This window comes from Phytohabitans kaempferiae (assembly GCF_042433955.1).
In the GTDB taxonomy this organism is placed as follows: domain Bacteria; phylum Actinomycetota; class Actinomycetes; order Mycobacteriales; family Micromonosporaceae; genus Phytohabitans; species Phytohabitans kaempferiae.
Map to the genome: position 1 here is coordinate 63069 of NZ_JBHLUH010000009.1, position 22412 is coordinate 85480.

At 73.5% G+C, this 22412-nt stretch carries 17 protein-coding genes; 7 read left to right on the plus strand and 10 right to left on the minus strand.

Annotated elements, in window-relative coordinates; translation table 11 throughout:
* Positions 1 to 15: 15 nt before the first annotated feature.
* The gene (locus tag ACFFIA_RS07085) at positions 16 to 2574 is read right to left on the minus strand and encodes a rhamnogalacturonan lyase (RefSeq protein WP_377247292.1); all 2559 of its coding nucleotides are present in this window, start codon (positions 2572 to 2574) and stop codon (positions 16 to 18) included.
* Between the two features lie 86 nt (positions 2575 to 2660).
* Positions 2661 to 3101 carry a hypothetical protein gene (locus tag ACFFIA_RS07090; RefSeq protein ID WP_377247295.1) on the minus strand — a complete coding sequence of 147 codons (441 nt, stop codon included), beginning with the start codon at positions 3099 to 3101 and terminating at the stop codon, positions 2661 to 2663.
* A 342-nt stretch (positions 3102 to 3443) separates the two neighbouring features.
* On the opposite strand from ACFFIA_RS07090, the gene ACFFIA_RS07095 reads away from it, so the two are divergent.
* Positions 3444 to 4265 (plus strand): universal stress protein, encoded by an 822-nt coding sequence (locus tag ACFFIA_RS07095; protein ID WP_377247298.1) that lies wholly within the window; start codon positions 3444 to 3446, stop codon positions 4263 to 4265.
* A 559-nt stretch (positions 4266 to 4824) separates the two neighbouring features.
* Here ACFFIA_RS07095 and ACFFIA_RS07100 read toward each other — a convergent pair.
* Entirely contained in the window at positions 4825 to 5898 is a 1074-nt protein-coding gene (locus tag ACFFIA_RS07100; RefSeq protein WP_377247301.1) for an ATP-dependent DNA ligase, read from the minus strand.
* A 57-nt stretch (positions 5899 to 5955) separates the two neighbouring features.
* Here ACFFIA_RS07100 and ACFFIA_RS07105 point away from each other — a divergent pair, with 57 nt between their 5' ends.
* The gene (locus ACFFIA_RS07105; protein ID WP_377247304.1) at positions 5956 to 6618 is read left to right on the plus strand and encodes an ion channel; all 663 of its coding nucleotides are present in this window, start codon (positions 5956 to 5958) and stop codon (positions 6616 to 6618) included.
* Between the two features lie 7 nt (positions 6619 to 6625).
* On the plus strand, positions 6626 to 7327 hold the full coding sequence (locus ACFFIA_RS07110; protein ID WP_377247307.1) for a response regulator: 702 nt from the start codon (positions 6626 to 6628) through the stop codon (positions 7325 to 7327).
* Between the two features lie 12 nt (positions 7328 to 7339).
* Here the strand turns inward: ACFFIA_RS07110 and ACFFIA_RS07115 are convergent, their stop codons facing one another.
* On the minus strand, positions 7340 to 8455 hold the full coding sequence (locus tag ACFFIA_RS07115) for a cytochrome c3 family protein (protein WP_377247310.1): 1116 nt from the start codon (positions 8453 to 8455) through the stop codon (positions 7340 to 7342).
* Positions 8456 to 8628: 173 nt separating this feature from the next.
* Positions 8629 to 10482, minus strand: coding sequence for a hypothetical protein (locus ACFFIA_RS07120; protein WP_377247313.1), 1854 nt, complete (start codon positions 10480 to 10482; stop codon positions 8629 to 8631).
* Between the two features lie 77 nt (positions 10483 to 10559).
* Between ACFFIA_RS07120 and ACFFIA_RS07125 the strand changes: the two genes are divergently transcribed.
* The gene (locus ACFFIA_RS07125) at positions 10560 to 11741 is read left to right on the plus strand and encodes an RNA polymerase sigma factor (RefSeq protein ID WP_377248283.1); all 1182 of its coding nucleotides are present in this window, start codon (positions 10560 to 10562) and stop codon (positions 11739 to 11741) included.
* Between the two features lie 35 nt (positions 11742 to 11776).
* Complete coding sequence (locus tag ACFFIA_RS07130) at positions 11777 to 12439, plus strand: MOSC domain-containing protein (RefSeq protein WP_377247316.1); 663 nt, start codon at positions 11777 to 11779, stop codon at positions 12437 to 12439.
* A gap of 8 nt (positions 12440 to 12447) precedes the next feature.
* Here ACFFIA_RS07130 and ACFFIA_RS07135 read toward each other — a convergent pair whose 3' ends face one another.
* On the minus strand, positions 12448 to 13884 hold the full coding sequence (locus ACFFIA_RS07135; RefSeq protein ID WP_377247319.1) for an MFS transporter: 1437 nt from the start codon (positions 13882 to 13884) through the stop codon (positions 12448 to 12450).
* A 210-nt stretch (positions 13885 to 14094) separates the two neighbouring features.
* On the opposite strand from ACFFIA_RS07135, the gene ACFFIA_RS07140 reads away from it, so the two are divergent.
* A complete protein-coding gene (locus tag ACFFIA_RS07140) occupies positions 14095 to 14700 on the plus strand; it encodes a phosphatase PAP2 family protein (RefSeq protein WP_377247322.1) in 606 nt (201 codons plus the stop codon).
* A 20-nt stretch (positions 14701 to 14720) separates the two neighbouring features.
* Here ACFFIA_RS07140 and ACFFIA_RS07145 read toward each other — a convergent pair whose 3' ends face one another.
* Positions 14721 to 15953, minus strand: coding sequence for an MFS transporter (locus ACFFIA_RS07145; RefSeq protein ID WP_377247325.1), 1233 nt, complete (start codon positions 15951 to 15953; stop codon positions 14721 to 14723).
* A gap of 56 nt (positions 15954 to 16009) precedes the next feature.
* Here ACFFIA_RS07145 and ACFFIA_RS07150 point away from each other — a divergent pair, with 56 nt between their 5' ends.
* Positions 16010 to 16465 (plus strand): MarR family winged helix-turn-helix transcriptional regulator, encoded by a 456-nt coding sequence (locus tag ACFFIA_RS07150; RefSeq protein WP_377247328.1) that lies wholly within the window; start codon positions 16010 to 16012, stop codon positions 16463 to 16465.
* A gap of 788 nt (positions 16466 to 17253) precedes the next feature.
* On the opposite strand, the gene ACFFIA_RS07155 is transcribed toward ACFFIA_RS07150, so the two are convergent.
* From ACFFIA_RS07155 to ACFFIA_RS07165, 3 genes are all read right to left on the minus strand, one after another.
* Entirely contained in the window at positions 17254 to 18363 is a 1110-nt protein-coding gene (locus ACFFIA_RS07155; protein ID WP_377247331.1) for an endonuclease/exonuclease/phosphatase family protein, read from the minus strand.
* 107 nt (positions 18364 to 18470) lie between these two features.
* Positions 18471 to 19754 carry a vanadium-dependent haloperoxidase gene (locus ACFFIA_RS07160; RefSeq protein WP_377247334.1) on the minus strand — a complete coding sequence of 428 codons (1284 nt, stop codon included), beginning with the start codon at positions 19752 to 19754 and terminating at the stop codon, positions 18471 to 18473.
* Positions 19755 to 19889: 135 nt separating this feature from the next.
* Entirely contained in the window at positions 19890 to 22319 is a 2430-nt protein-coding gene (locus tag ACFFIA_RS07165) for a glycoside hydrolase family 3 N-terminal domain-containing protein (RefSeq protein WP_377247337.1), read from the minus strand.
* Between the last annotated feature and the right edge of the window lie 93 nt (positions 22320 to 22412).

Sequence of the window (22412 nt, forward strand, 5' to 3'; positions counted from 1 at the left end):
CCACCCGCCAGCCCGTCAGAGCAGGCCCGTGGCGTGGGCCGCGTAGAGCAGGCCGGCCCGGACCGCCGGGGAGACGCCGCGCGCGCGTTCCACGTACCCGGTGAAGCGGGACAGGTCGGCGGCGGCCGCGGTCAGGCGGCCGGCGTCGGCGTGCCGGCCCGCGGAGGCCAGCACACCGCGGAGGTCGCGGGCCGCCGAGCCGGTGACGTCCCGGCTGGCCGTGTACGCGTCGAGCCGCTCCCGCAGCGCGTCCAGGCTGCCCGGCGCCCAGTTGCGCGGCACCGGCACCGCCGACCAGTCTAGGTCGGAGGCGAGGTAGAAGCTCGTGTACGACGGCTGGTTGTACGTGGTCTGCTGGCGCGCGACCTCGGCCCGATACTGCGGGTCGTGCATGAGCGTGTAGAGCTTGCGGTCGGTGACCTCGGTGCTCAGGTGGACCCGGACGGCGGTGCTGTCGGCGGTACGCACCAGCAGCTCCTCGCGCCAGTCGCCGAGCACGTCCGCGACCAGGCCGGGGTTGCCCTTGGTGCCGTTGTTGGTGGTGGTGCCGGTCGCGGTGAGCAGCCGCCCCCGCTTCCAGTCGTCGATGGTGGTGTCGGCGGGCGCCTGCCCGTTGACGATCTGCGTGGTCATGTCGGCCGCCCACCGGATGCTCATGTTGGTGCCGGGCGTGGTGGGCGCGATCAGGTCGCCGCTCGCGGAGAAGAGGCCGATGCCGAGGTCGGCCGCGTTCGGCGGCATGGCCGGCCACGCCTCCATGCCGGGCACCGCCGGGTCGACGTCACCGACCATGGCGCGACCGGTGTCCCGGCCGGTGTAGTCGCCGAAGAGCACCTCGCCGGTGGCCGCGTCACGCATCGCGTGGCCGTACGGCGCGAACGTACCGCCCTCGTGCGAGGTGTAGATCTCCAGGCCGGGGCGGGCCGGGTCGATGTCGGTCACGTGCATGGCGTCGCCGTGGCCGAGGCGCACGTTCTGGCCGGCGACCGCGCTCTCCGGCGGGCCAACGTCGAACGAGCTGTAGAGCAGGTCGCCGTCGTGGTCGATGGTGGCCGAGCCGTACACGATCTCCTGCTTGCCGTCACCGTCCACATCGGCCGCGCTGAGCGAGTGGTATCCCTGCGTGGTCAGCGTCTTGAACTCCGGATCGGTGCCGTCCCGCCCGTGCGGCCCGTCGTTGAACGGGTTGGTCATCGGGACCCAGCCGCTGTCGACGTACCAGTGCTCGGAGAGGCGCCTACCGTCCCAGTCGTACGCGACCAATGTGGACCGCGTGTAGTAGCCGCGGGCGAAGACGGCGGAGGGGCGCTTGCCGTCCAGGTACGCGACCGCGGAGAGGAAGCGGTCGACCCGGTTGCCCGGCTCGATGCGGGCCATCGCGTAGTCGCCCCACATGAGACCGTCGTCGTGGCGGCCCGGCTTGTAGTCGATGGTCTGGAGCTCGCGGCCGGTGGCGCCCTCGAAGACGGTCAGGTACTCCGGACCGTCCACGATGAACCCCTCGAACGAGCGGAGCACGTTGCGGGCGCTGCGGGCCGGGGCGTACACGTCGATGAAGTGGTCGACCAGCGCCTCGGCGTCCACACGGGACAGTGGGTACGCGTACGCCGGCGGAATGCCGAGCGCGGCCTCCAGTGTGGACGGCCACCGCCCCGCCACCACCTCGGGATGCCTGTCCCAGCCCTGGAAGACGCCGACCAGCCGCTCCCGGTAGTCAGCCGCGCTGAGCCGGTAGTCGTCGGCGTGCGAGTAGCCGGCCCGGACATCCCGCTTGGGCATGGTGACGAAGCGCGTGGAGGCGACGCTCCCGTCCGCGCGGTAGCGGATGATCTTCGTGCCGGGCGCGGTCTTGAACATCATCTCGGACCGGCCGTCGCCGTCGAAGTCGTACACAAGGAACTGCGTGTAGTGCGCGCCGGCCCGGATGTTGACGCCGAGGTCGATGCGGTGCAGGAGCGTGCCGTCCGCCTCGTACGTGTCGACGTAGACCGGCCCGGTGTAGCCGACCTGGGAGACGTCCTTGGAGTTGGAGGGGTCCCACTTGACCACGTACTCGTACTGCCCGTCGCCGTCCACGTCGCCGACGCTGAGGTCGTTGGCCGAGTACGTGTACGCCTCGCCGGCCGGGGTCACGCCGTCGGCCGGCTTGCGCAGCGGGATGTCGTGGGAGGCGCCGGACCACGGCCGGGCCGCCGCGCTGAGGGCCACCTCCACGCCGCGGACCAGCGTGCCGATCCGGTACGTGGACGCGGCCGACCCGCCCGCGTCGAGGTGGTTGGTGCTGCCGGTGACGGTGGCGATCGGCCTGCCGTCCCGGTAAACGCGGAAGTCGGCGCCGGTGAGGCCGGTGGCGGAGTGGCCGGTGACCTCGTGGCCGAGCAGCCGCCAGCTGAGGAAGACCCCGTCCGGCGTGGCGGCGGCGACGAGGCCGCGGTCGAGGCGTTCGAGCTGGACCGCTCCCCCGCCGGGACGGCCGTGGGCAGCCGGGGAACCGGCGGACGCGGGGGCGGCGCCGAGGGTCATGAGGGCGATCGTGCAGGCGCTCGCGAGGAGCGCGCGCGGGCGGGTATTCATCAGCGCCTCCGTGGGTGGGCGGCCGATTGACAGAGTCGTACAAGATCGACGTGCGTGACAGTGAAACGTTTAAAGCACGTAGAAGGCTATGGATGCAGGAAAGCGCTTGTCAAGGCAGTGGCCTGCGATATCCGCCAGGTGCGGCTACGCGCCGGAAGGCGGCGTTTTGTCCGGCTCGGCGCCCACCGCCAGGTCACGCCCCGAAGCTCGGCCGCCCCGGCCTGATCACGCCCACCAACCTCAGCCTGATCACGCCCGCGAAGCTCAGCCTGATCACGCCCGCGAAGCTCAGCCGCCGCCTCACCGCCGCCAAGGTCCGCCGCCCCGGGCTGGTCACGGCCGCCGGGGGCGGCCGACGCCGCCGGGTCACGGCCGCCAAGGTCCGCCGCCGCCCCGGGCTGGTCGCGCCCGCGGAGCACCGCCGGCAGCCGCGCCGCCACGGCCAGCGTCACCACCGCGCCCGCGCCGCCGGCGACCAGGAAGGTGACCGGCGCCGAGGTCGCGTCCAGCAGCAGCCCACCGGCCACATAGGACCGCGCGACCGTCCGCGCAGGCCAGGGCCACCCGGGGGCGCGATGGTATGCATCAAGAGGTATGGAACGTGACGCAAGCTTTAGCCGATTTATCCAGATACGACAGCAATGTTCCCTGTCCTGATCGGCTCCCGGGCTTCGGCCGAAGTGTGGGATGTGTCCCGATCCGCCCCCAGGACTGTCGTCGCGGCGTCACATGCGGTTAGGTGGGCTGATAGAGGGGTAGAAACTGGGCCCCCTGGACTTGGTCGGTGGATCTTGGTGGCACCCTCACGCCACCGGATCCACCGGATGACCCTCAGTCGGCGATCGAGCCTCAGCGTGGAGGTGGCGGCCATGGCAAGCACAGAGGCACCTGTCGCGGTTGGTGTCAAGGATCTGGTGACGGACGCGCCCGCGGTGCGGATGGCCGCCGCGGAGGCGGCACAGAGCGGCCGGCCGCTCCACGTCGTGCACGCGTTCGTGTGGCCGCTCGAGCTGCCGCCCGGTGGCAGCGGCGAGGAGCGCGAGCTGGCCGAGCGCACGGTGGTGGACGCCGCCGCGCAGGCCCGGGAGCGGCACCGCGGCCTTGTCGTCACGCCCGAGGTGGTCGACGGCGACACGATCGAGGTGCTGCTGCGCACCGCCGCCCGGGCCTCCGTCCTCGTCCTGGGCAGCGACGACCCGACCGGCCCCAACGACCCGACCGACTCGGTGTCGTTCCAGGTGGCGGCGCGTGCGGTGGGGCCGGTGCTCTGCGCCCGCGGCTCCGGCACCGCCGCTGGCCCCGTGGTGGTCGGCATGGACGGCTCGCCGGACGCCTCGGTGGGGCTGGAGGCCGCCGTCGAGGAGGCCCGCCGCCGAGGTGCCGAGCTGGTCGTGGTGCACGCCGAAGACGCCGAGTGCGTGGAGAAGGTGGTCGCCGACGGCGTGCGGGTCGAGCACCGCCGGGTCGAGGGCCCGGCCGGACAGGCGCTGATCGCCGCCTCCGCCGACGCCCAGCTCGTGGTGGTCGGCGCGCAGGGCGACCGGCCGACGCCGCTGGGCCCGGTGACCCAGGCGGTGCTGCGGCACGCCGACTGCCCGGTGCTGGTCGCCCGCCAGCGGCACGTGCCCGCCCGGGCCCGCATCGCCTCGACCACGCGCCGCGCCGCCCGCACGGGCTCCTCCCGCGCCTGAGCCGTCCCGGTGGCCCGGGGTCCGGGCCCGTGCGGCGGCCCCTGGCCGATCTGTGCCAAGGGGCAGACATGGGCTGCCGCGATGCTCGTCGTGGTCCGGACCGTCGCTCCCGCAGCCTCACCCTCCGCGGTTTCAAGCCCCGGTCTCTCCAGGAAACACCTGGGCGTCCGCGCGGCTCCGGCCGCCGCGCGTCCGTGGCGATTTCTCGATCCCAGCGAGCCTGTTGCAAAATCGTCAGATTCGCGCGAACTGAGGGTCGCGCTAACCCTCGCTGGCCGCCGTTCGACGGCCAGCGACCGATACAGCCGTGTTCTTCTCGACACTCACTGTGATCGAGCAATTTTGCAACAGGCTCCAGCGGGTCAACTTTTCGCCATGGACGGACCCGACCCCTCGGGGCGACCCGCGAGAGGGCTGCTTCCCGGAAATTGCCCTCTCAGTGCCGCGGGGCGAGGGCAGATCTGGTTGTGCACCGCGGACGGTGCGGCCGCGGGAGCGACGGTCTGGAGCGCGACGGACATCGCGGTAGCCCAGATCTATCCCATTTGGACCAGATCCCCTAGGAGACGGTGCCCAGCACGTCGGCCAGGTCGAAGTTGACCGGCTCTTCGAGCTGCTCGTACGTGCAGGAGCGCGGGTCGCGGTCGGGGCGCCACCGGACAAACTGCGCCGTGTGCCGGAAGCGGATGCCCTCCATGTGGTCGTACCGCACCTCGACCACGCGCTCGGGCCGCAGCGGCACGAACGACAGGTCTTTGCCCGCGGCCCACCGGCTGCCCTCGGAGTTGCGCGGCGTGCGGTGCCCCTCCTCCTGGCGCGCCCAGGCCCACGGATGGTCGTCGAACGTGGTCACCAGCGGCTGCATCTCCTCGAACAGCTCCGCCCGCCGGGCCATCGGAAACGCCCCGATCACGCCGACGCTCGCCAGCACGCCCTCGTCGTTGTAGAGGCCGAGCAGCAGCGAGCCGATGCGGTCGGGGCCACTCTTGTGCGGCCGGTAGCCGGCCACCACGCAGTCCGCGGTGCGCTCGTGCTTGACCTTGAACATCAGCCGCTTGTCCGGCTCGTACGCCACGTCGAGCGGCTTGGCGATCACGCCGTCGAGCCCCGCGCCCTCGAACTGGTGGAACCACCGCTGCGCCACCTCGCGGTCGGTGGTCACCGGCGTGATGTGGATCGGCGCCTTGGCCGGGGCGAGCGCCTCCTCCAGCGCGGCCCGCCGCTCGGCGAAGGGGCGCCCGGTCCAGTCGGTGTCGCCGAGTGCGAGCAGGTCGAAGGCCACGAACCGCACCGGTACGGTCTCGGAGAGCATCTTGACCCGGCTGGCGGCGGGATGGATCCGCTGCTGGAGCATCTCGAAGTCGAGGCGGTCGCCGGACTCGCCGATCAGGATGATCTCGCCGTCGACGACCGCGCGCTCCGGGAAGTTGGCCAGCACCGCCTCGACGAGCTCCGGGAAGTAGCGGGTCATCGGCTTCTCGTTGCGGCTGCCGATCTCCACCTCCTCACCGTCGCGGAAGATGATCGAGCGGAAGCCGTCCCACTTCGGCTCGAAGCTCATCGCGCCCTCGGGCAGACCCTTGACCGCCTTGGCCAGCATCGGCGGGACCGGCGGCATGATCGGGAGTCGCATGCCCCCATTCTGGCCTGCCGCGCTCGTGAGGGGCGTCCGGGCTCGTAACCTGTGCTGGTGGACCGCTCCCGGCCACCTCATTTCGGCGCACTGCTGGCCGCGATCACGATGCTGTACGTGCTGGTCATCGCGGCGGGTCGCAGTGACGCCGCCGCGCCGCTGCGGGTCCTGGTGCTCGGCGCGGCGCTGGTGCTGGCCGCGCGCGTGGCGGGGCACCGGCGCTGGATCCGGGCCTCGCTCACGGCCGCGGTGGCGGCGGTGGCCTTCAGCGTGGCCGCGGTGGTCGCCGGCGGCGTTCGCCTGGCGACCGCCCTGACCAGCGCCGCCACGGTGGTGCTGGTGTGCGCGACGATCGCGGCGGTGGCCGTCACCGTGGTCCGCGGGCGGCGGATCGACGTGCAGGCGGTGGCCGGGGCGCTCGCCACGTACCTGCTGCTCGCGCTCCTCTTCTCCGGCCTCCACCAGATGGTCGCCGCGATCCTCGGCGGCCCGTACCTGACCGGGATCGACCGGGTCGACGACGCCTCGGCGTTCCTCTACTTCAGCGTGATCACGCTGACCACCGTCGGCTACGGCGACATCGTGCCCGCGTCGGACGCCGCCCGGGCGGTGGCCGTGGCCGAGGCGCTCACCGGCCAGCTCTACCTGGTCTCCATCGTCGCGGCTGTGGTGACCCGCTGGACCCCGCGTACCCCGCCGCCCGCGCCGCCGGCGGCATGATGTGGCCATGCCCATCCGAATCCTGGTCGTCGACGACGAGCCGCAGATCGTACGCGCGCTGCGGATCAACCTGCGGGCCCGGGAGTACGAGGTGGACACGGCCGCCGACGGGGCGAGCGCGCTGCACGCCGCCGCCAGCCGCCATCCCGACCTGGTCGTGCTCGACCTGGGGCTGCCCGACATGGAGGGCGTCGAGGTGATCCGCGGGCTGCGCGGCTGGACCCAGGCGCCGATCATCGTGCTCTCCGGGCGGGCCGGCAGCACCGACAAGGTGACCGCGCTCGACGCGGGGGCGGACGACTACGTGACGAAGCCGTTCGGCGTGGACGAGCTGCTCGCCCGCATCCGCGCCGCGACCCGCCGGGTCACCGCCACGGCCGGTGCCGGGGCCGGCGCGCCCACCGTCCAGATCGGACAGCACACGGTCAACCTCGCCGACCGCGTGGTGACGGCCGCGGACGGCACGCCGGTACGCCTCACGCCGACCGAGTGGCACCTGATCGAGATCCTGGCCGGCAATCCGGGCAAGCTGGTCAGCCAGCGCCTGCTGCTGGAGCGGGTCTGGGGGCCGACGTACACGCGGGAGACCAACTACCTCCGGCAGTACATGGCCCAGCTGCGGCGCAAGCTCGAGGACGACCCGGCGCACCCCCGGCATCTGCTCACCGAGCCCGGCATGGGCTACCGCCTGCTGCCCGGCCAGGGCTGACCCGGCGTGCGGTCAGCGGCGGTACGGGCGGGGCGACGGGCCGGGGCGGCGCTCCTGCTGGCCATCACCGCCGGCGCGCCGGGCCCGCAGCGACTCGCCGATCGTGGGCAGGCTGATCATCTGGGTCGGCGCGGAGAGCGCGGCCCGCAGGCGGTCGTCATGGCTGGGCGGCACCACGCCCGGCGGCGGCTCCTCGCTGGGCGGCACCACGCCCGGCGGCGGCTCCTCGGCGTGCGGCAGCGCCTCGCGCAGCAGCAGGTCACGCCAGTGCGCGGCGACCTCCTGCCCGGCGGCCAGCTCCTCGCCGCGCCGCTGGAGTTCCCGGTCGTCGGCCGCCCGTCGCCGCCGCCGGTTGCGCTCGGCCGCGTCGCGGGCCACCTGGCGGGCCAGCGCCGCGCCCCGGGACAGCGCCGGGGGCACCGCCAGGCTGCTCCGGCGCAGCCACTCCTCCCGAGCCGCCTCCTGCGCCGCGACCACCTTGCGGCGGTTGTCGGCGATCTGGCGGTTGACCGGGGGCAGCGGGGAGTCGTCGGTGTCGAGCCAGCCACGCAGCCGGCGCTTCAGGTATGCCTCGGTGGTCTTCGGGTCGGCGGACGCGGTCGGGATCTCGCCGGGCTGCCCCTCGCCGGTGGGCAGGTGGTCGAGCGCGTACAGCACGTCGCGCGGCGTCCATCCCGCCTCGAACCACATCTGGAGCAGCACGCGCAGCCGGTCACTGCCGGCCCGGCGCAGCGTCGGCGAGACGTAGCAGAGCCACTCGCAGGCCATGAGCTGCTCGGTGTATCCGTCCGGCACGTCGTGCATCGGCCACTGCGCGGGCGGGCGGCCGAGGGGATGGCAGGCGCGGCACTTGCGCACACCGTCGGCGTCGCGCACCATCCGGTCGCGCTTGTCACACCGCCCGCACCAGGCGCGCCGGCGGTACGGGTCGTCGTCGCGCCCGGCGAGCGGGTTGCACCGCTGGCAGCGCCGCCCGTCGGCGGTGAGCCGGCTGCGCCGGTGGCACTCGCCGCACCACCGCCGCGCGTCCTCCACGGGCAGGGCCGACGGATGGCAGGCGACGCAGTGCTGGCCCTCCGCGTCGGCGCGCGTGTGCGGGTCGCACGCGCCACACCACGGAGAACTCACCCTACGGTTCTACACCGCCGCCGCGCCGCGTCCGCGCAAGGTCCGGTATGTCACCTTCACCCGTGTCCGCCGAAAGCTACGAACGGCGCGGCGCGCGGGCCGGACCGGCGCGCGCCGCCGAAAGCTAACGAACAGCACGGCGCGCGGGCCGGACCGGCCGCCACGGCTGAAGGCTACGAACGGCGCAGCGCGCGGGTCAGGCCGGCGGCGATGGTCGTCGCGAGCAGCCAGCCGGCCGCGATCAGGAGGTACGCCAGCCACTGCTGCCCGCCGTGCGGCTGGAAGGCCCGCTCCTGCCCCAGGTCGACGATGGGCAGCAGCAGGTCGAGCGTGTAGACCACCGGCTGGAAGGTCGTGGCCTGGTCGCGGCTGGCCGGCACCGGCTGGAGGCCGCGGTGCAGCACCGCACCGACGACGAGCAGCGCCAGCAGCCACGCCGCCGCGCGCAGGGGGCGGTAGCCGTAACCGACCGTGACGTCCTGGAGCAGGCCCCACGCGCGGGCGTACCAGGCGCCGACCACGCTCTGCCGGCGTTGCTTGGCGAGCAGCACCGTGCGGGACTGGGCGCCGTCGCCGAGCCGCTGGTAGAGCGCGGCGAGCTGCTCGTACGGCTGGGGCCGGAAGCCGTCCGGCCCTCGGGAGAGCCACGGCAGCCGGGCGGTCGCGTCGCCGGGCGGCTCCAGCACGTCGTAGCGGAGGCCGTCGAGGTCGAGCGCGGCGGGCCAGGTGGCGGGGCTGTCGCGGAGGATGCCGACCGTGGCGTACCGCAGGTCGACCGAGCCCTCCGGCGCCCGCGCCCAGCGGAGGGCGAGTTCGGCCGTCTCGACCCGCCAGCAGGAGACAGCGCGCTCGCCGGGGGCGCGTACGGTGGCGCCGTCGAAGCAGATCCGGCTCCCCACCTTGGCGCCGGCGAGGCGTATCCGCCCCTCGGCGGTGAAGCCGTCGCAGAGCTGGAGCAGCGCGCCGACGGCGAGGCCGTGTGCGGTGAGCGCGGCGCCGCCGGGGTTGCGCAGGTGGGCGCCTTCGAGGTGGAGCGGGCCGGTGACGGTGGCGTCGAGCAGGCTGGTCTCCCCCTCGACCGTGAGCCCGCGCCGGCCGTCGAGCATCCCCTCGATCGTCGCGAAGTCGGCGCAGAGCGCGACCTGTCCGGGGTTGCTCAGCCGCGCCCCGTCGAGCCGCAGCGTGCGTACGACCCGGGCGCTCACCACGCGTACCTGCCCCTCGGCGGTGAAGCCGTCGTGCAGGTACAGCCCGCCCTCCAGCGTCGCCCGGCTGACCCGCACCGCCACGCCACCGGGGTTGCGGACGGTCGAGCGGCTGAACGACGTCGCCGCCGCGATCCGGGCGTGCCGCAACGTCACCTCGCCCTCGATCTCCGCGTGGCGGCAGTAGAAGGCGGCCTCGACGGCGAGGTTGTCGGCGTCCATCGCGCGCTCGGTGCCGGCCGCCGTGACCCGCAGCCGGTCGAGGTCGGCGGTGCCGCCCAGCCGCGCGTTGGTGAGCGCCAGCCCGCCGGTCAGCCGCGCGCCGGTGAGCACGAGGTCACCGCCGATGGCCGAGCGGCGGGCGTACAGGGCCCAGTCGGAGGTGCCGCGGAGCACCGCGTCCGCGAGGAGCAGGCCGCCGGAGATCTGCGCGCCGGGGAGGCGTACGCCGTCGGTCACCGTGCACCGGCTCATCTGGAGGTGCCCGTCGACCCGCACGTTGGAGGCGTGGAAGCCGGGCATCCGCGAGCCGGCGAAGCTGGTGTGCGCGAGGCGGGCCCAGTACAGGTCGGGCGCCTCGTCGAAGTCGCACTCCTCGAACAGCATCGGGTGCGCCACCTCGGCGAACGCGAGCCGCAGCGGGCCGGTGAGCCGCCCGCCGCGCAGGTGTACGGCCGCGGCCTGGCCGGGCGCCTCCTCGCGGAGCAGCGCGGCGACCACCTCCGCCCGCACGGGGGAGCCGGCCGCGTCGACCGGCGCGCCGGTCGGGAAGCCGTCCCACAGGGCCTGTTCGACATCGGTGAGATCATCGGGCGCCGGCACGCCATACATTGTGCGGTGTGAGTCGAGAGGCAGCCGAGCGGGCCGTGGCCGAGGCGCACCGCCGCGAGTGGGCGTTCGTGCTCGCCGCGACGGTGCGGGTCACGCGTGACCTGGACGTGGCCGAGGAGTGCGTGCAGGACGCGTACGTGACCGCGCTGGACACCTGGACCCGGGACGGCGTGCCGCGCAACCCCGGTGCCTGGCTCACCACCGCCTCCCGAAACCGGGCTCTGGACGTGTTGCGGCGGGACAAGCTGTTTCGTACCAAGATGCCCTTGCTCGTCGAACGGGACGGCGCGGACGCCGAGCCCGCCGGCGGCGACGGCATCCCCGACGACCGCCTGCGGCTGGTCTTCACCTGCTGCCACCCGGCGCTGGCCCGCGAGGCGCAGGTGGCCCTGACGCTGCGCCTGGTGTGCGGGGTGGCCACGCCGGACATCGCGGGCGCGTTCCTGGTGTCGGAGCCGACGATGGCCGCGCGGATCACGCGCGCGAAGAAGAAGATCGCCGCGGCGAGCATCCCTTACCGGGTACCGTCGCCGGCTGAGCTGCCGGAGCGGCTGAACGCGGCGCTGACGGTGATCCACCTGCTGTACACGACCGCGCACACCGCCCCCACCGGCGCCAGCCTGACCCGGGCCGACCTGGCCACGCGCGCGCTCGACCTGGCCCGCATGCTGCGCGCGCTGATGCCGGCCGAGCGCGAGGTGGCGGGGCTGCTCGCGCTGCTGCTGGTCACCGACGCGCGGCGGGCCGCCCGCACCGACGCGGAGGGGCGGCTGGTGCGGCTGGAGGAGCAGGACCGCGCGCTGTGGGACCGGGAGGCGATCGAGGAGGGCCACCACCTGGTGGTCGAGGCGCTGCGCGAGGGGGGCGGCCGCTTCGGGCTCCAGGCGGCGATCGCCGCGCTGCACGCGACCGCGCCGACCTACGCCGAGACCGACTGGCCGCAGGTGGTCACCCTCTACGACGCGCTGCTGCGGGCCTGGCCGTCACCGGTGGTCGCGCTCAACCGCGTGATCGCGGTGTCGATGGTACGGGGACCGGAGGCCGCCCTCGCCGACCTCGAGGCGCTGGCGGCGGACGAGCGGCTGGCCGGATACCGGTACCTGCCCGCCACCAAGGCCGACCTGCTGCGCCGGCTGGGCCGCGACGCGGAGGCGGCCGCCCAGTACAAAGCCGCGCTCGACCTGGCCGACAACGAGGCCGAGCGGGAGTTCCTGGAGGGGCGCCTCGCGGAGCTGTCGACGTCGCGGTGACCCGGGCGCGGCCGGCGCCCGCATAGAGTTGACGCGTGGCGGACCTGCTCTCGGTAAACCTCGGTGTGCCCCGTTCGAGCCCGGCGACCCGGGTCGGCGTGACGGGGATCGACAAGCGGCCAGCGGAGGGGCCTGTGCTGGTGCGGGCGCCCGGACCCAAGGGCACCGGGCTGGGCAGCGGCGTCGCCGGCGACCGCATCCTCGACGGCGGCCACCACGGCGGCGACGACCAGGCGGTGTACGCGTACGCCCGGGAGGACCTCGACGCCTGGGCCGCCGAGCTCGGGCGCGAGCTGCCCGGCGGCGTCTTCGGGGAAAACCTCACCACGCACGGGCTCGACGTGACCGGCGCGCTGGTCGGCGAGCGGTGGCGGGTCGGCGGCGAGGTGGTGCTGGAGGTCTCGGTGCCGCGGATCCCGTGCAACACGTTCGCGCACTGGATGGCCGAGCAGGGCTGGGTCCGGCGCTTCACCGAGCGGGCGGCCCCGGGGGCGTACCTGCGCGTGGTCCGCACCGGCGAGATCCGGGCCGGCGACCCGATCGAGGTGGTCCAGCGGCCCGGCCACGACGTGACGATCGGGCTGGCCTTCCGGGCGCTGACCCGCGAGCCGGAGCTGCTCCCCCGCCTCCTGGCCGCCGACGCGCTCCCCGAGGAGGCGCTCGCGAAGGCCCGCCGGCGGGTCGCGGCGGCCGGCTGAGCCGCCGATCAGCCCGAGGCCACGTGCGCGTGGGGGTCGGGATGGGCGGTGCCCGCGCCGGCCGGGCGGCGGCGGTCGGAACGCCACTCGGCGCCGGCGATCACCAGGGCGGCCGCCACCGCTACGGCCGCGGCCGTCACGGCGACCATCACGGCCACCGTGTTGTCGCGCGTCATGGCCAGCACGACGTAGTAGAGGCCGGGCAGGAGCGCGGTGCCCACGGCGGCGCCGACCCGCTGGCCGGTCTGTAGCGCGCCGCCGGCCGCGCCGGCCATCTGGACGGGGACGTTGCGGAGCGTCATGGTGACGTTCGGGGAGATGACCAGGCCGCTGCCGACGCCGCCGATGAGCAGGGCGGGCACGAGTGCGGCCGCCGGGGCGTAGCGCAGGACGACCGCGGTGGCGACCAGGCCGGCCACGACCGTCACCAGGCCGAGCACGGTCAGCTGGCGGCCCAGGCGGTCGACCAGGCGGCCGGCGACCACGGCCGCGAACGCGGAGCCTACCGAGAACGGGGTGACCGCCAGCCCCGAGTGCAGCGGCGACCAGCCCAGCCCTTCCTGGAAGTAGAGGGCGAGCACGAGCCAGATGCCACTGAAGCCGACGAAGTACACGGTGCCGAGTGCGATGCCGCCGGCGTACCCGGGGGTGCTGGTCAGGAGGCGGGGGTTGAGCAGGGGCTCGCGGCCGCGCCGGAGAGCGCGGGTCTCCCACCACGCGAAGAGGGCGAGCAGCGCGGCGGCGGCCGGAAACGGCCACCACAGCCTGCGCAGGCCCCCGGCCTCGGCCTGGATGAGCGGGAGCATCACGGCCAGGACGCCGCCGCCGAGCAGGAGTATGCCGAGCGGGTCGAGCTGGCGGCCGGCCCCGCCTCCGCGGGGCGAGCGGGGCAGGAGGCGGACGGCGAGGACGAGGGCGACGAGGCCGATCGGGACGTTGACGTAGAAGATCCAGCTCCAGCTCGTGACCGACAGGATGAGGCCGCCCACGACCGGGCCGACGGCGGTGGAGACGCCGATGGTGGCGCCGAAGAAGCCGAACGCGCGGGCCCGCTCGGAGCCGCCGAACATCTGCTGGATCAGCGCGGAGTTCTGCGGGGCGAGGCTGCCCGCCGCCACGCCCTGCGCCAGCCGCGCGATGACCAGCACCTCGATCGACGGCGCGGCGCCGGCGGCCGCGCTGCACACGACGAACGCGGCCAGCGCGAACAGGAACATCCGCCGCCGCCCCAGCGCGTCGCCGAGCCGCCCGGCCACGACGAGCGTGAGCCCAAAGGTGAGCGCGTACCCGGAGACGACCCACTGCACCGCGGCCGGCGTCGCCCCCAGCTCGCGCTGCATCGACGGGAGCGCCACGGCCACGATGCTCACGTCCAGCAGCGTCATGAACCCGGCGGCCAGGGTGACCCAGAGGGCCCGCCAGCGGTGCGGCAACGGCTGGCTCAACCGGCCCTCCTCTCCGGGGCGCTCAATCCCATGGCTACCACAGCATCACGCGGCGATGTCCGGGGCCGGCGGATCCGCGCCGCGACCGCCGCCCCGGCCGGGATGCTGGGTAGCCTCGCCGTATCGCGCCGAGCCACCGAGCGCCAGGCCGCTGATCTCCCGGGCACCGGCACGGCGGGCACCGCACACCGCGAGGCGGGAGGTACGAGCGTGACGGCAGCGAACGCCGGCCGGGGCGGCACCGACCGGTTCGCCCGGGCCGTGACCGAGGTCTTCGCGCCGGCCGTGCTGGCGGCGGCGATGGCGGTGGTCTTCGCGTCGCATGGCGCGGACTCGTGGCGGGGCCGGGTCGGCTGGGGCCTGCTGGCGGTGCTGTTCACGGCCGCCGTGCCGTACGCGATCGTGGGGGTCGCCGTCCGCCGGGGCCAGCTCACCGACCACCACATCGGCGTACGCGAGCAGCGCCGCGCTCCCCTGCTGCTGGGGCTGCTGTCGTGCCTGGCCGGACTGGCCGCGCTGGCCTGGCTCGGCGCGCCCCGGCCGCTGGTCGCGGCGGTGACCGTCATCCTCGTCGTCGGCGTGGTGGTCACCGCGGTCAACCAGGTCTGGAAGCTCAGCGTGCACGCCGCCACCGCGGCCGCTTCGGCGCAGATGCTGGTGGTCGCGTTCGGGCGGTGGATGGTCCCGTTCTTCGCGGTCGTCGCGCTGATCGCCTGGTCGCGCGTGCGGCTCGACGCGCACAGCCCCGCCCAGGTCGCCGTGGGCGCGATCGCCGGCGCGTTGCTCACACCTCCGGTGTTCCTGCCGATCGCCTAGCCTCCGCCCGCACGCGCCGGTCAGTACGCCTCGCCGACCGCCTCCTCGGGCGTGTGCTGGCCCTCGCGGGCGCGCCGGTTCCACCGCTGCCACAGCACGCGCTCGCCGTGCCCGGCCGCCATCACGTGCGCGGACCCGAGGAAGACCAGCACGCCGGCGACGAGCACCGCGGTCGCGACCCAGTACGGCAGCGCGAGCGAGTGCTCGGCAAGCTTGCCGGCGATGATCGGCGCGGGCGCGGCGGCGCCCCACCGCACGAGGTTGAACGCACCGGTCGCCACACGCCGGTCTCCCCCGCCGAGGGCGAGCGCGAGGTCGGTGAGGTTGGCGTTGGCGAGCCCCATGCAGAGCCCGGAGGCCACGAGTACGACGATCGACTGCACCAGCCCGCCCGACGTCGCCAGCAGCACCAGGCAGACCAGCAGCCCGGCCAGCGCCACGCCGACCGTCTGGACCGCGCCGATCCGGTGCGCCAGCCGGTGGCCGACGACCAGGATGCCGGCGGCGAGGCCAAGGCCCCAGCCGGTGAACGCCAGCCCCAGCGGGATCACGTCGATGTGCAGGAAGAGCGGCGTGTAGCCGAGGATCACGAAGAAGACGAAGTTGTACGTCGCGGTGACCACGCAGAGCGCCACGAACGCGGGCCTCCGGTAGGCGCGGGCGATCGCGCCGACCCGTACCGGTGGCTGTTTCGTGGCCGGCTCGCGGAGGGCGCCGGCGGCGACGGCGAGGGCCACGAGCATGAAGAGCCCGCAGACGAAGAACGGCAGCCGCCAGCTCACCTCGCCGAGCAGGCCGCCCAGCAGCGGGCCGACGGCGAAGCCGAGGCCGAGCGCGGTCTCGAAGAGGCCCACGACCCACTCCCGGTCGACCGCGAGCGCGACGAGCACCACCATCGCGGTGGCGAAGAAGAGCGCGTTGCCCAGCCCCCACACGCCGCGCAGCACCGAGAGCTGCGTGATGTTGTGGCTGAACGAGGCGAGGATCGCCGCCACGCCCACGGTCCCGACGCCGGCGACCAGCACCGGCTTGAACCCGAACCGGCCGGTCGCGAGCACGGCCGGGATCATGCCGATGGCCATGACCGCGATGTACGCCGTGAAGAGCAGCTCGACCTGCCAGGCCGTGACGCCGATCGCCTCGCCGATGGCGGGCAGGATCGGGTCGACCACGGCGATGCCGGCGATCGCGAGAAACGCCACGAGCGTGGTGGCGTAGATGGCCCTGCGGTTTGGTTCGTCGCGCCGGGACACGCGCGCCTCCCTCAAACTAGCTGTATATTACAGGTATCTTGCTGTATCATACAGCCATGCAGGCAGGAGAGTCCGCGCTGGAGCGGATCGAGACGCAGATCGCACTGCTCATTCGCCTCGGCGAGACCACGCGCCGGGCCACTCCGGTGGCCGCGCACCGGGCGCTCGACCGCGCGGCGTACGTGATCCTGCGCCACCTCGCCGACGCCGGCCCGCAAAACGTCTCCGCGCTGGCCGACCGGCTCGGCCTCGACGGCTCGACGGTGACCCGGCAGGTCTCCGCGATGCAGCGCGACGGCCTAGTGGTCCGCGAGGCCGACCCGCGCGACGGGCGCGGCACGGTCATCGCCCCGACCGGCGCCGGGCTGCGGCGGATGGCGGCGGTGCGCGCGGCCCGCGTCGACGTGTACGGCCAGATCCTCGCGAGCTGGACCGACGACGACCGCGAGCAGCTCGCGACGCTGATGGGCCGCCTGATCGAGGCGCTGGAGGCCCACCGCCGCTCCGGCTGACCGCGTTTCACCAGTGCGCGTTCGAGCCGGGGGCGGCGCGCGGTGGTGCCGGAGAACGACGCCTGGTCCGGGCACGCTTTGAGCTACCGCGACGCCCGTCGCGTGACGTGCACATTCTCCCGGAGCGCCAGGAACCGCCGGGTCCTCGGACGCGCATGGGTTTTCCCTGCTCGCTTCCGCAGCCGCACCGTTCGCGTTCACAACCCCCGCCCGGACCGCCGGCCACAGGGTTGGCGGACACGCTCGACATCACCCCCAGTAACCGCCGCGCCGGTGCCGGTGGTGGCAGATTCGGGATCAAGACGAGTTGTGGCGTCAGCCGTCTTGATCGCGGCCTCCCATACCGGGGTAGTGACACAGGAAGGCCGGAGGCCGGAAAAGCACCTAGCGCGGACAGACCGAAGCGAGCACACCACCAAGATCCCGACAATTTCCCTGTCTTTGCTGCCTCCCGCTGCGGACGAGGCAGCATAGTCCCCGATATTGCTGTCACGTGCCGCCGGTCGCACCCCGGCGACGCACGCTGGAGCGCCGGGCGCGGCCGCGGGAGCGGCGGTTTGGGCCAAGCCACTCGGCTTAATTGCTCGATCACAGTGAGTGTCGAGAAGAACACCGCTGTATCGGTCGCTGGCCGCCGAACGGCGGCCAGCGAGGGTCAAGGCGACCCTCGCCTCGCTCGAATTTGGCGATTCTGCAACAGGCTCCACCGGGTCGACTTCTCCCCCACGCACGGGCCGGAAAGCCCGCGCGTTCCCGGGCGACGAGCCGGCGTCGGGGCGTCGGCGCGGTCAGAGGTCGATGTCGGCGTAGATGCAGGCGTGGTCGGAGCCGGCGTGCACGGCCTTGGTCATCGTGTCGTAGATGGGCCAGAGCACGCCGCGCCGGCCGCCCCACACGCCCTTGCGGAAGATGCCGCCACCGGTCGTGCGCGCCCACAGCGACGGCGACAGCAGCACGTAGTCGATCTTGCTGCGCGACGTGCAGTACCCGTACGTGCCGGGGCGCCCGCCGTCGTCGAACCCTGGATGCGTGGAGATGTCACGCAGGTCGGTGCCGTGCAGCAGCGGGGCCAGCGGCTCGCTCTCCGGCGTGTCGTTGAGGTCGCCGACCACCGCCACGTCGGCGACGCCCTCCGCCACCAGGCCCCGGTAGATCTCGGCGACCCGGACCGCCTGCCGCCGGCGTGTGGCGTCGGAGGCGAGCTTTCCGCCGTACCCCTTGCTCTTGAGGTGGTTGACCAGCACGACCAGGCGGCCGCCGCGCGGCGTGGCGAAGTGGTACTCCGGGCAGTCGCGGCTGAAGATCCGGCCGCGGGCGTCGGTGTCGTCGACGTGGCTGCGCTGGCCGACCAGGGGGTACGCGGCGGTCGCCAGCACGCCCACGTCGATCCCCCGCTCGTCGTTGCCGTCGACGACCATCACCTGCGGATAGCGTGGCACGCCGCCGACCAGCAGCCCGGCGTCGGTGAAACGCTTGAGCGCGGTGCGGCTCTCCGCCTCGATCACGCCGAGGATGTCGGCGCCGACGTCGTGGATGACCCGGGCGGTGTTGAGCATGCCCTGCTCGTCGACCCGGTCGGTGGTCAGCTCGACCCAGCCGATCCAGTCGCCGCGCCCCCTCGCCACCACCAGCACGCCGTCTTTGCGCGAGCGGCGCAGCAGCCGCCCTCGGTTTTGCCGCAGCCGCGCGAACCTCGCGGTGTCGCCGTGCAGCAGGCCGAGCCTGCGCAGCAGCCGCAGGATGCCGGCCTGGATGTCCGATGTGTACTCCGGCTCCTCCAGCAGCGCGCAGATCTGCTCGTACGCCTCCAGCGCGGGGCGCCCGGCCGACCAGGTGCGCTGGTCGAGGGCGCGGGCCCGGTTGAAGAGGTTTTCGACGTTGTAGGTGCCGATCCGCACCGGGCCTCCCGGGGGCGATGGACGGTGGCGCGGTGTCGAGAGTAGAGCGGCGGTATGACAGTGGGCTGGACCGGTCGCCCCGGTCCAGCCCACTGGAGAGCCGTGCGTCAGCGGGTCGGTTTGAAGTACCTCGGGATCATGTACGCCAGCGTCCGGGCGCCGATGATCGCGCCCTGCACGTCAGCCGTTCGGGTGTGGATGCCGCCCCAGATGCGCGCCTCGATGACCTCCGCGACCGCCTCGGAGAAGCGGTCGAAGTGGCGGGTCGTCCCGGTGTCGGCACTCGTCGCGCTGAACGACATCCGGTCGGTGCCGTAGAAGTACGCCATCGCGCCCATCGACGCGGCGGTGAAGCAGGCGTGGCCGGAGGTGTAGTCGGGGTGCGGCGGCGTGACGAGCAGCGGCGTCCAGTTGGGGTCGGGCGCCGTCGCCGGGTTGCCGTCGCCGCCCGCCGCCGGGATCGCGGTGATCGGGCGCCAGAAGCTCCACCGGTACTTCTCGTAGTAGCAGGCGATGAGCGCGTCCATCTCGGTCATGTCGACCATGGCGAACATCCGCGCCGCCTGGAGGTTGGTCAGGTTGTTCTTGACCGCGAGCTGCCGCTTGATCTCCCACTCGGTGAGCTTGCGGTCGTGCCACCACCGCGCCGCGTCGGTCTGGTCGGCGGTACGGGTGGTGCTGTTCGCCGCGCCGATCGACTTCACCTCGTTGAAGTCCCGCGCGTACTGGGCGCTGGTGAGGGCCGGCGGGCCGGACGTGGTGAACATCGTCGCGTCCGGGATCAGGAACGGCTTGACGTCCATGACCCAGCCACCGTCCGAGGCGAAGCTCGGCGCGGTACGCCGCCACTGGCCGGGCGCGGTCCCCTCCCGCCACACGCGCGAACCGAAGGCCCCGTCGTTGGTACGGGCGGTGATCATGCGGGCCGCGGTCAACTGCCCGATCGCGGCGCCCCGGATCTTGGCGGTGCCGTTGGGGACCCCCGCCATGAAGTTGTCGTACTTGGTCTGGATCGCCGCCTGCTGTGCCGGGAAGAGCCACACCAGGGTGCGGAACGCCGCGGTCGCCACCGCCGCGTCGACCGACTCGCTTCCCGTCGCCGGTGGGGCGCCGAGGTACGGCTGGTAGGGCTTGCCCGCGATCGCGTTGACGGCGTCGTAGATGGCGCCGTGGATGATCGAGAAGCTGCGGGCCTGCACGTGCGGACCCTGCTGTGCGACGTCCCAGATCGACTCCTGGGCGAGGGCGTCCCAGGTGACGACGGCGTTGGGCGTGGGCGCGGCGGACGCCGGTGTGCCCGGTGAGCTGAGAAGGAGTGGTGACCCGAGCGCGACGGCCGCGGCGAGAGCCACTCGCAGCGCGGTACGGCGCGTCCGACCTCTACGTGTCATGGATTCTCCTTGCTGTGCCCGCATGGTCAATTCCACATGCGAGACTCGGTGGAGAATCTCACCGGCGAACGCACTCCCTGTCCGCCAAACGCCACGGGGGCACCGTCCGGACGGCGCCCCCCGCGCGCACTCCCGCTATCCGGCGGCGCACGCCGTCCCGTTGACGGTCGCGGAGGTCGGCGCCGCGTTCGTTCCGCTGTACGTCGCCTGGAAGCCGAACGTCACGCTGCCGCCGGCCGGAACGCTCGCGTTCCAGCCCTGGTTGACCGCCGAGACCTGGCTGCCGCTCTGCGTGACGGTCGCGTTCCAGGAGTTGGTGATCGCCTGGTTGCCGGGGAAGCCGAAGCGCACCGTCCAGCCGTTGACCGGTGCCGGGCCGGCGGTGACGCGCACCTCGGCGACGAAACCGTTCTGCCACTGGTTGCTCACCGCGTACCGGAACGTGCACGATGCCGCGCCCGCCGTCGGCGTGGTCGGAGCGGCCGTGGTGGCCGGCGGCCGCGTGGTCGGCGTGGTGGGCACCGGCCGGGTCGTCGCCACCGGGGGCGTGGTGGGGCCACCGGTGGTGGGGCCGGCGGTCGGCGTGCGGGTCGGCGACGGCGACGGCGTCGTGGGGCCGCCGGGGTAGCTGAGCCCGAAGCCGTACGCGAAGAGGGCCGGCTTGCCGTCGCCCGCGTTGATCGGCTGCTGGGAGGCGCTGCGCATCCAGGTCACCGGCAGCTTGCCGGTCGGGTTGTAGTCGCCGAACAGCACGTCCGCCACGCCCTGCCCCTCGGTGCCGGGCAGCCAGGAGGCGACGAGCGCGGCCCATCCGTCCACCTGGGCCGCGATGTCCAGCGGGCGTCCGGAGACCAGGACCACGATCACGGGTACGCCGGACGCGCGCAGCCGCGACAGCACCTGGAGGTCGGCGGTGTCCAGCCCCATCGCGCCGGTGCGATCGCCCTGCCCCTCGGCGTACGGCGTCTCCCCCACCACCGCGATCGCGGCGCGGTACGAGGAGTCGATGCCGGTGCCCTCCCGGTTGTACGTGACCGTGGCGCCCGTGCCGACCGTGTTGCGGATGCCCTGGAGGATCGTGGTGCCGGGCGTGATGTTGCCGGCCGAGCCCTGCCACGAGATCGTCCAGCCGCCGGACTGGAGGCCGATGTCGTCGGCGCTCTTGCCGGCCACGAAGATCTTGCCGCCGGCCTTGGCGAGCGGGAGCACGTCGCCCTGGTTCTTGAGCAGCACCTGCGAGCGGCGTACGGCGTCGCGGGCCAGGTCGCGGTGTGCCTGGTTGCCCACAGTGGACGTGAGCGCGCGGTCGGTGAAGCGCCGCTCGAAGAGCCCCAGCTCGAACTTCTTGGTGAGGATGCGGCGGTTGGCGTCGTCGATCCGCTCCAGCGGGATGCGGCCGGCGTCGACCTCGTCGCGCAGCAACTGAAGGAACTGGCGGTAGTCGGTCGGCACCATCACCATGTCGATGCCGGCGTTGACGGCGGTGGCGATCTCCGCGCCGGTGAAGCCGCGCTGCCCGTCGATCTGGTCGATGCCGGCCCAGTCGGAGACCACGATGCCGGTGAAGCCCAGCTCGCCCTTGAGCATGTCGGTGAGAAGCTGGCGGTGGCCGTGCAGCTTCTGCCCGTTCCAACTGCTGAAAGACACCATGATCGAGCCGACGCCCTGCGCGATGGCCGCCTGGAACGGGGGCAGGTGGACCGCGCGGAGCTCGGCCTCGGAGATCTCGGTGTTGCCCTGGTCGCGCCCGCCGGTCGTGCCGCCGTCGCCGACGTAGTGCTTGGCGGTGGCGAGGATTGACGTGGGCTCGCCGAGGTTGCCGCCCTGGAGGCCGCCGATGATCGAGGTCATCGCGGTGGGGATCTCGGCCTGCTCGCCGAACGACTCGTACGTGCGCCCCCACCGGTCGTTGCGGGCCACGCAGAGGCACGGCGCGAACGTCCAGTCGATGCCGGTGCCGGCCACCTCCTCGGCGGTGGCACGCCCGACCGCCCGCACCAGCCCCGCGTCGCGCGTGGCGCCGAGGCCGATGTTGTGCGGGAAGATCGTCGCACCGCGCACGTTGTTGTGCCCGTGCACCGCGTCGATGCCGTAGATGATGGGAATCCCGAGCGGCGTGGCCTGGGCCGCGCTCTGGAACCCGTCGTACATGTCGGCCCAGCCGGTCGGTGTGTTGTCCGCCGGCGCCGAGCCGCCCCCGGAGAGGATCGAACCGATGCGGTACGCCGCGATGTCCTGCGGGCTGGTCAGCGCGGCCCGGTCGACCTGCGTGAGCTGGCCGAGCTTGTCTTCCAACGTCATCCGCCCGAGCAGGTCGGCGACCCGCGCCGGCACCGGCTGCGCCGAGTCCTGGTAGGGCGGGACCGCCGCGCCGGCGGTCGCCCCCGCGTTGTGCGCCGGCCCGATGATCTCCAGGGCCGAGGCGACGAGGGTGGCCGCCGCCAGGCACACGCAGGCGACCGTGACGGCGATCATCGTGCGGCCGTGGCGGTCCAGGCGCAGCACCTTGCGGTGGTGCGCCGGAGCGTTGGGCTCCTCGTCTTCCGTGGGGGGTGTTGCGGACATGCGGGCACTCCTTGTGGACCTGGGGCGAGGAGGCCGGCGAGTGCGCTGAGGGCACCACCGACCGCCGGAACGGCACCGGTCAGCGCCGACCGG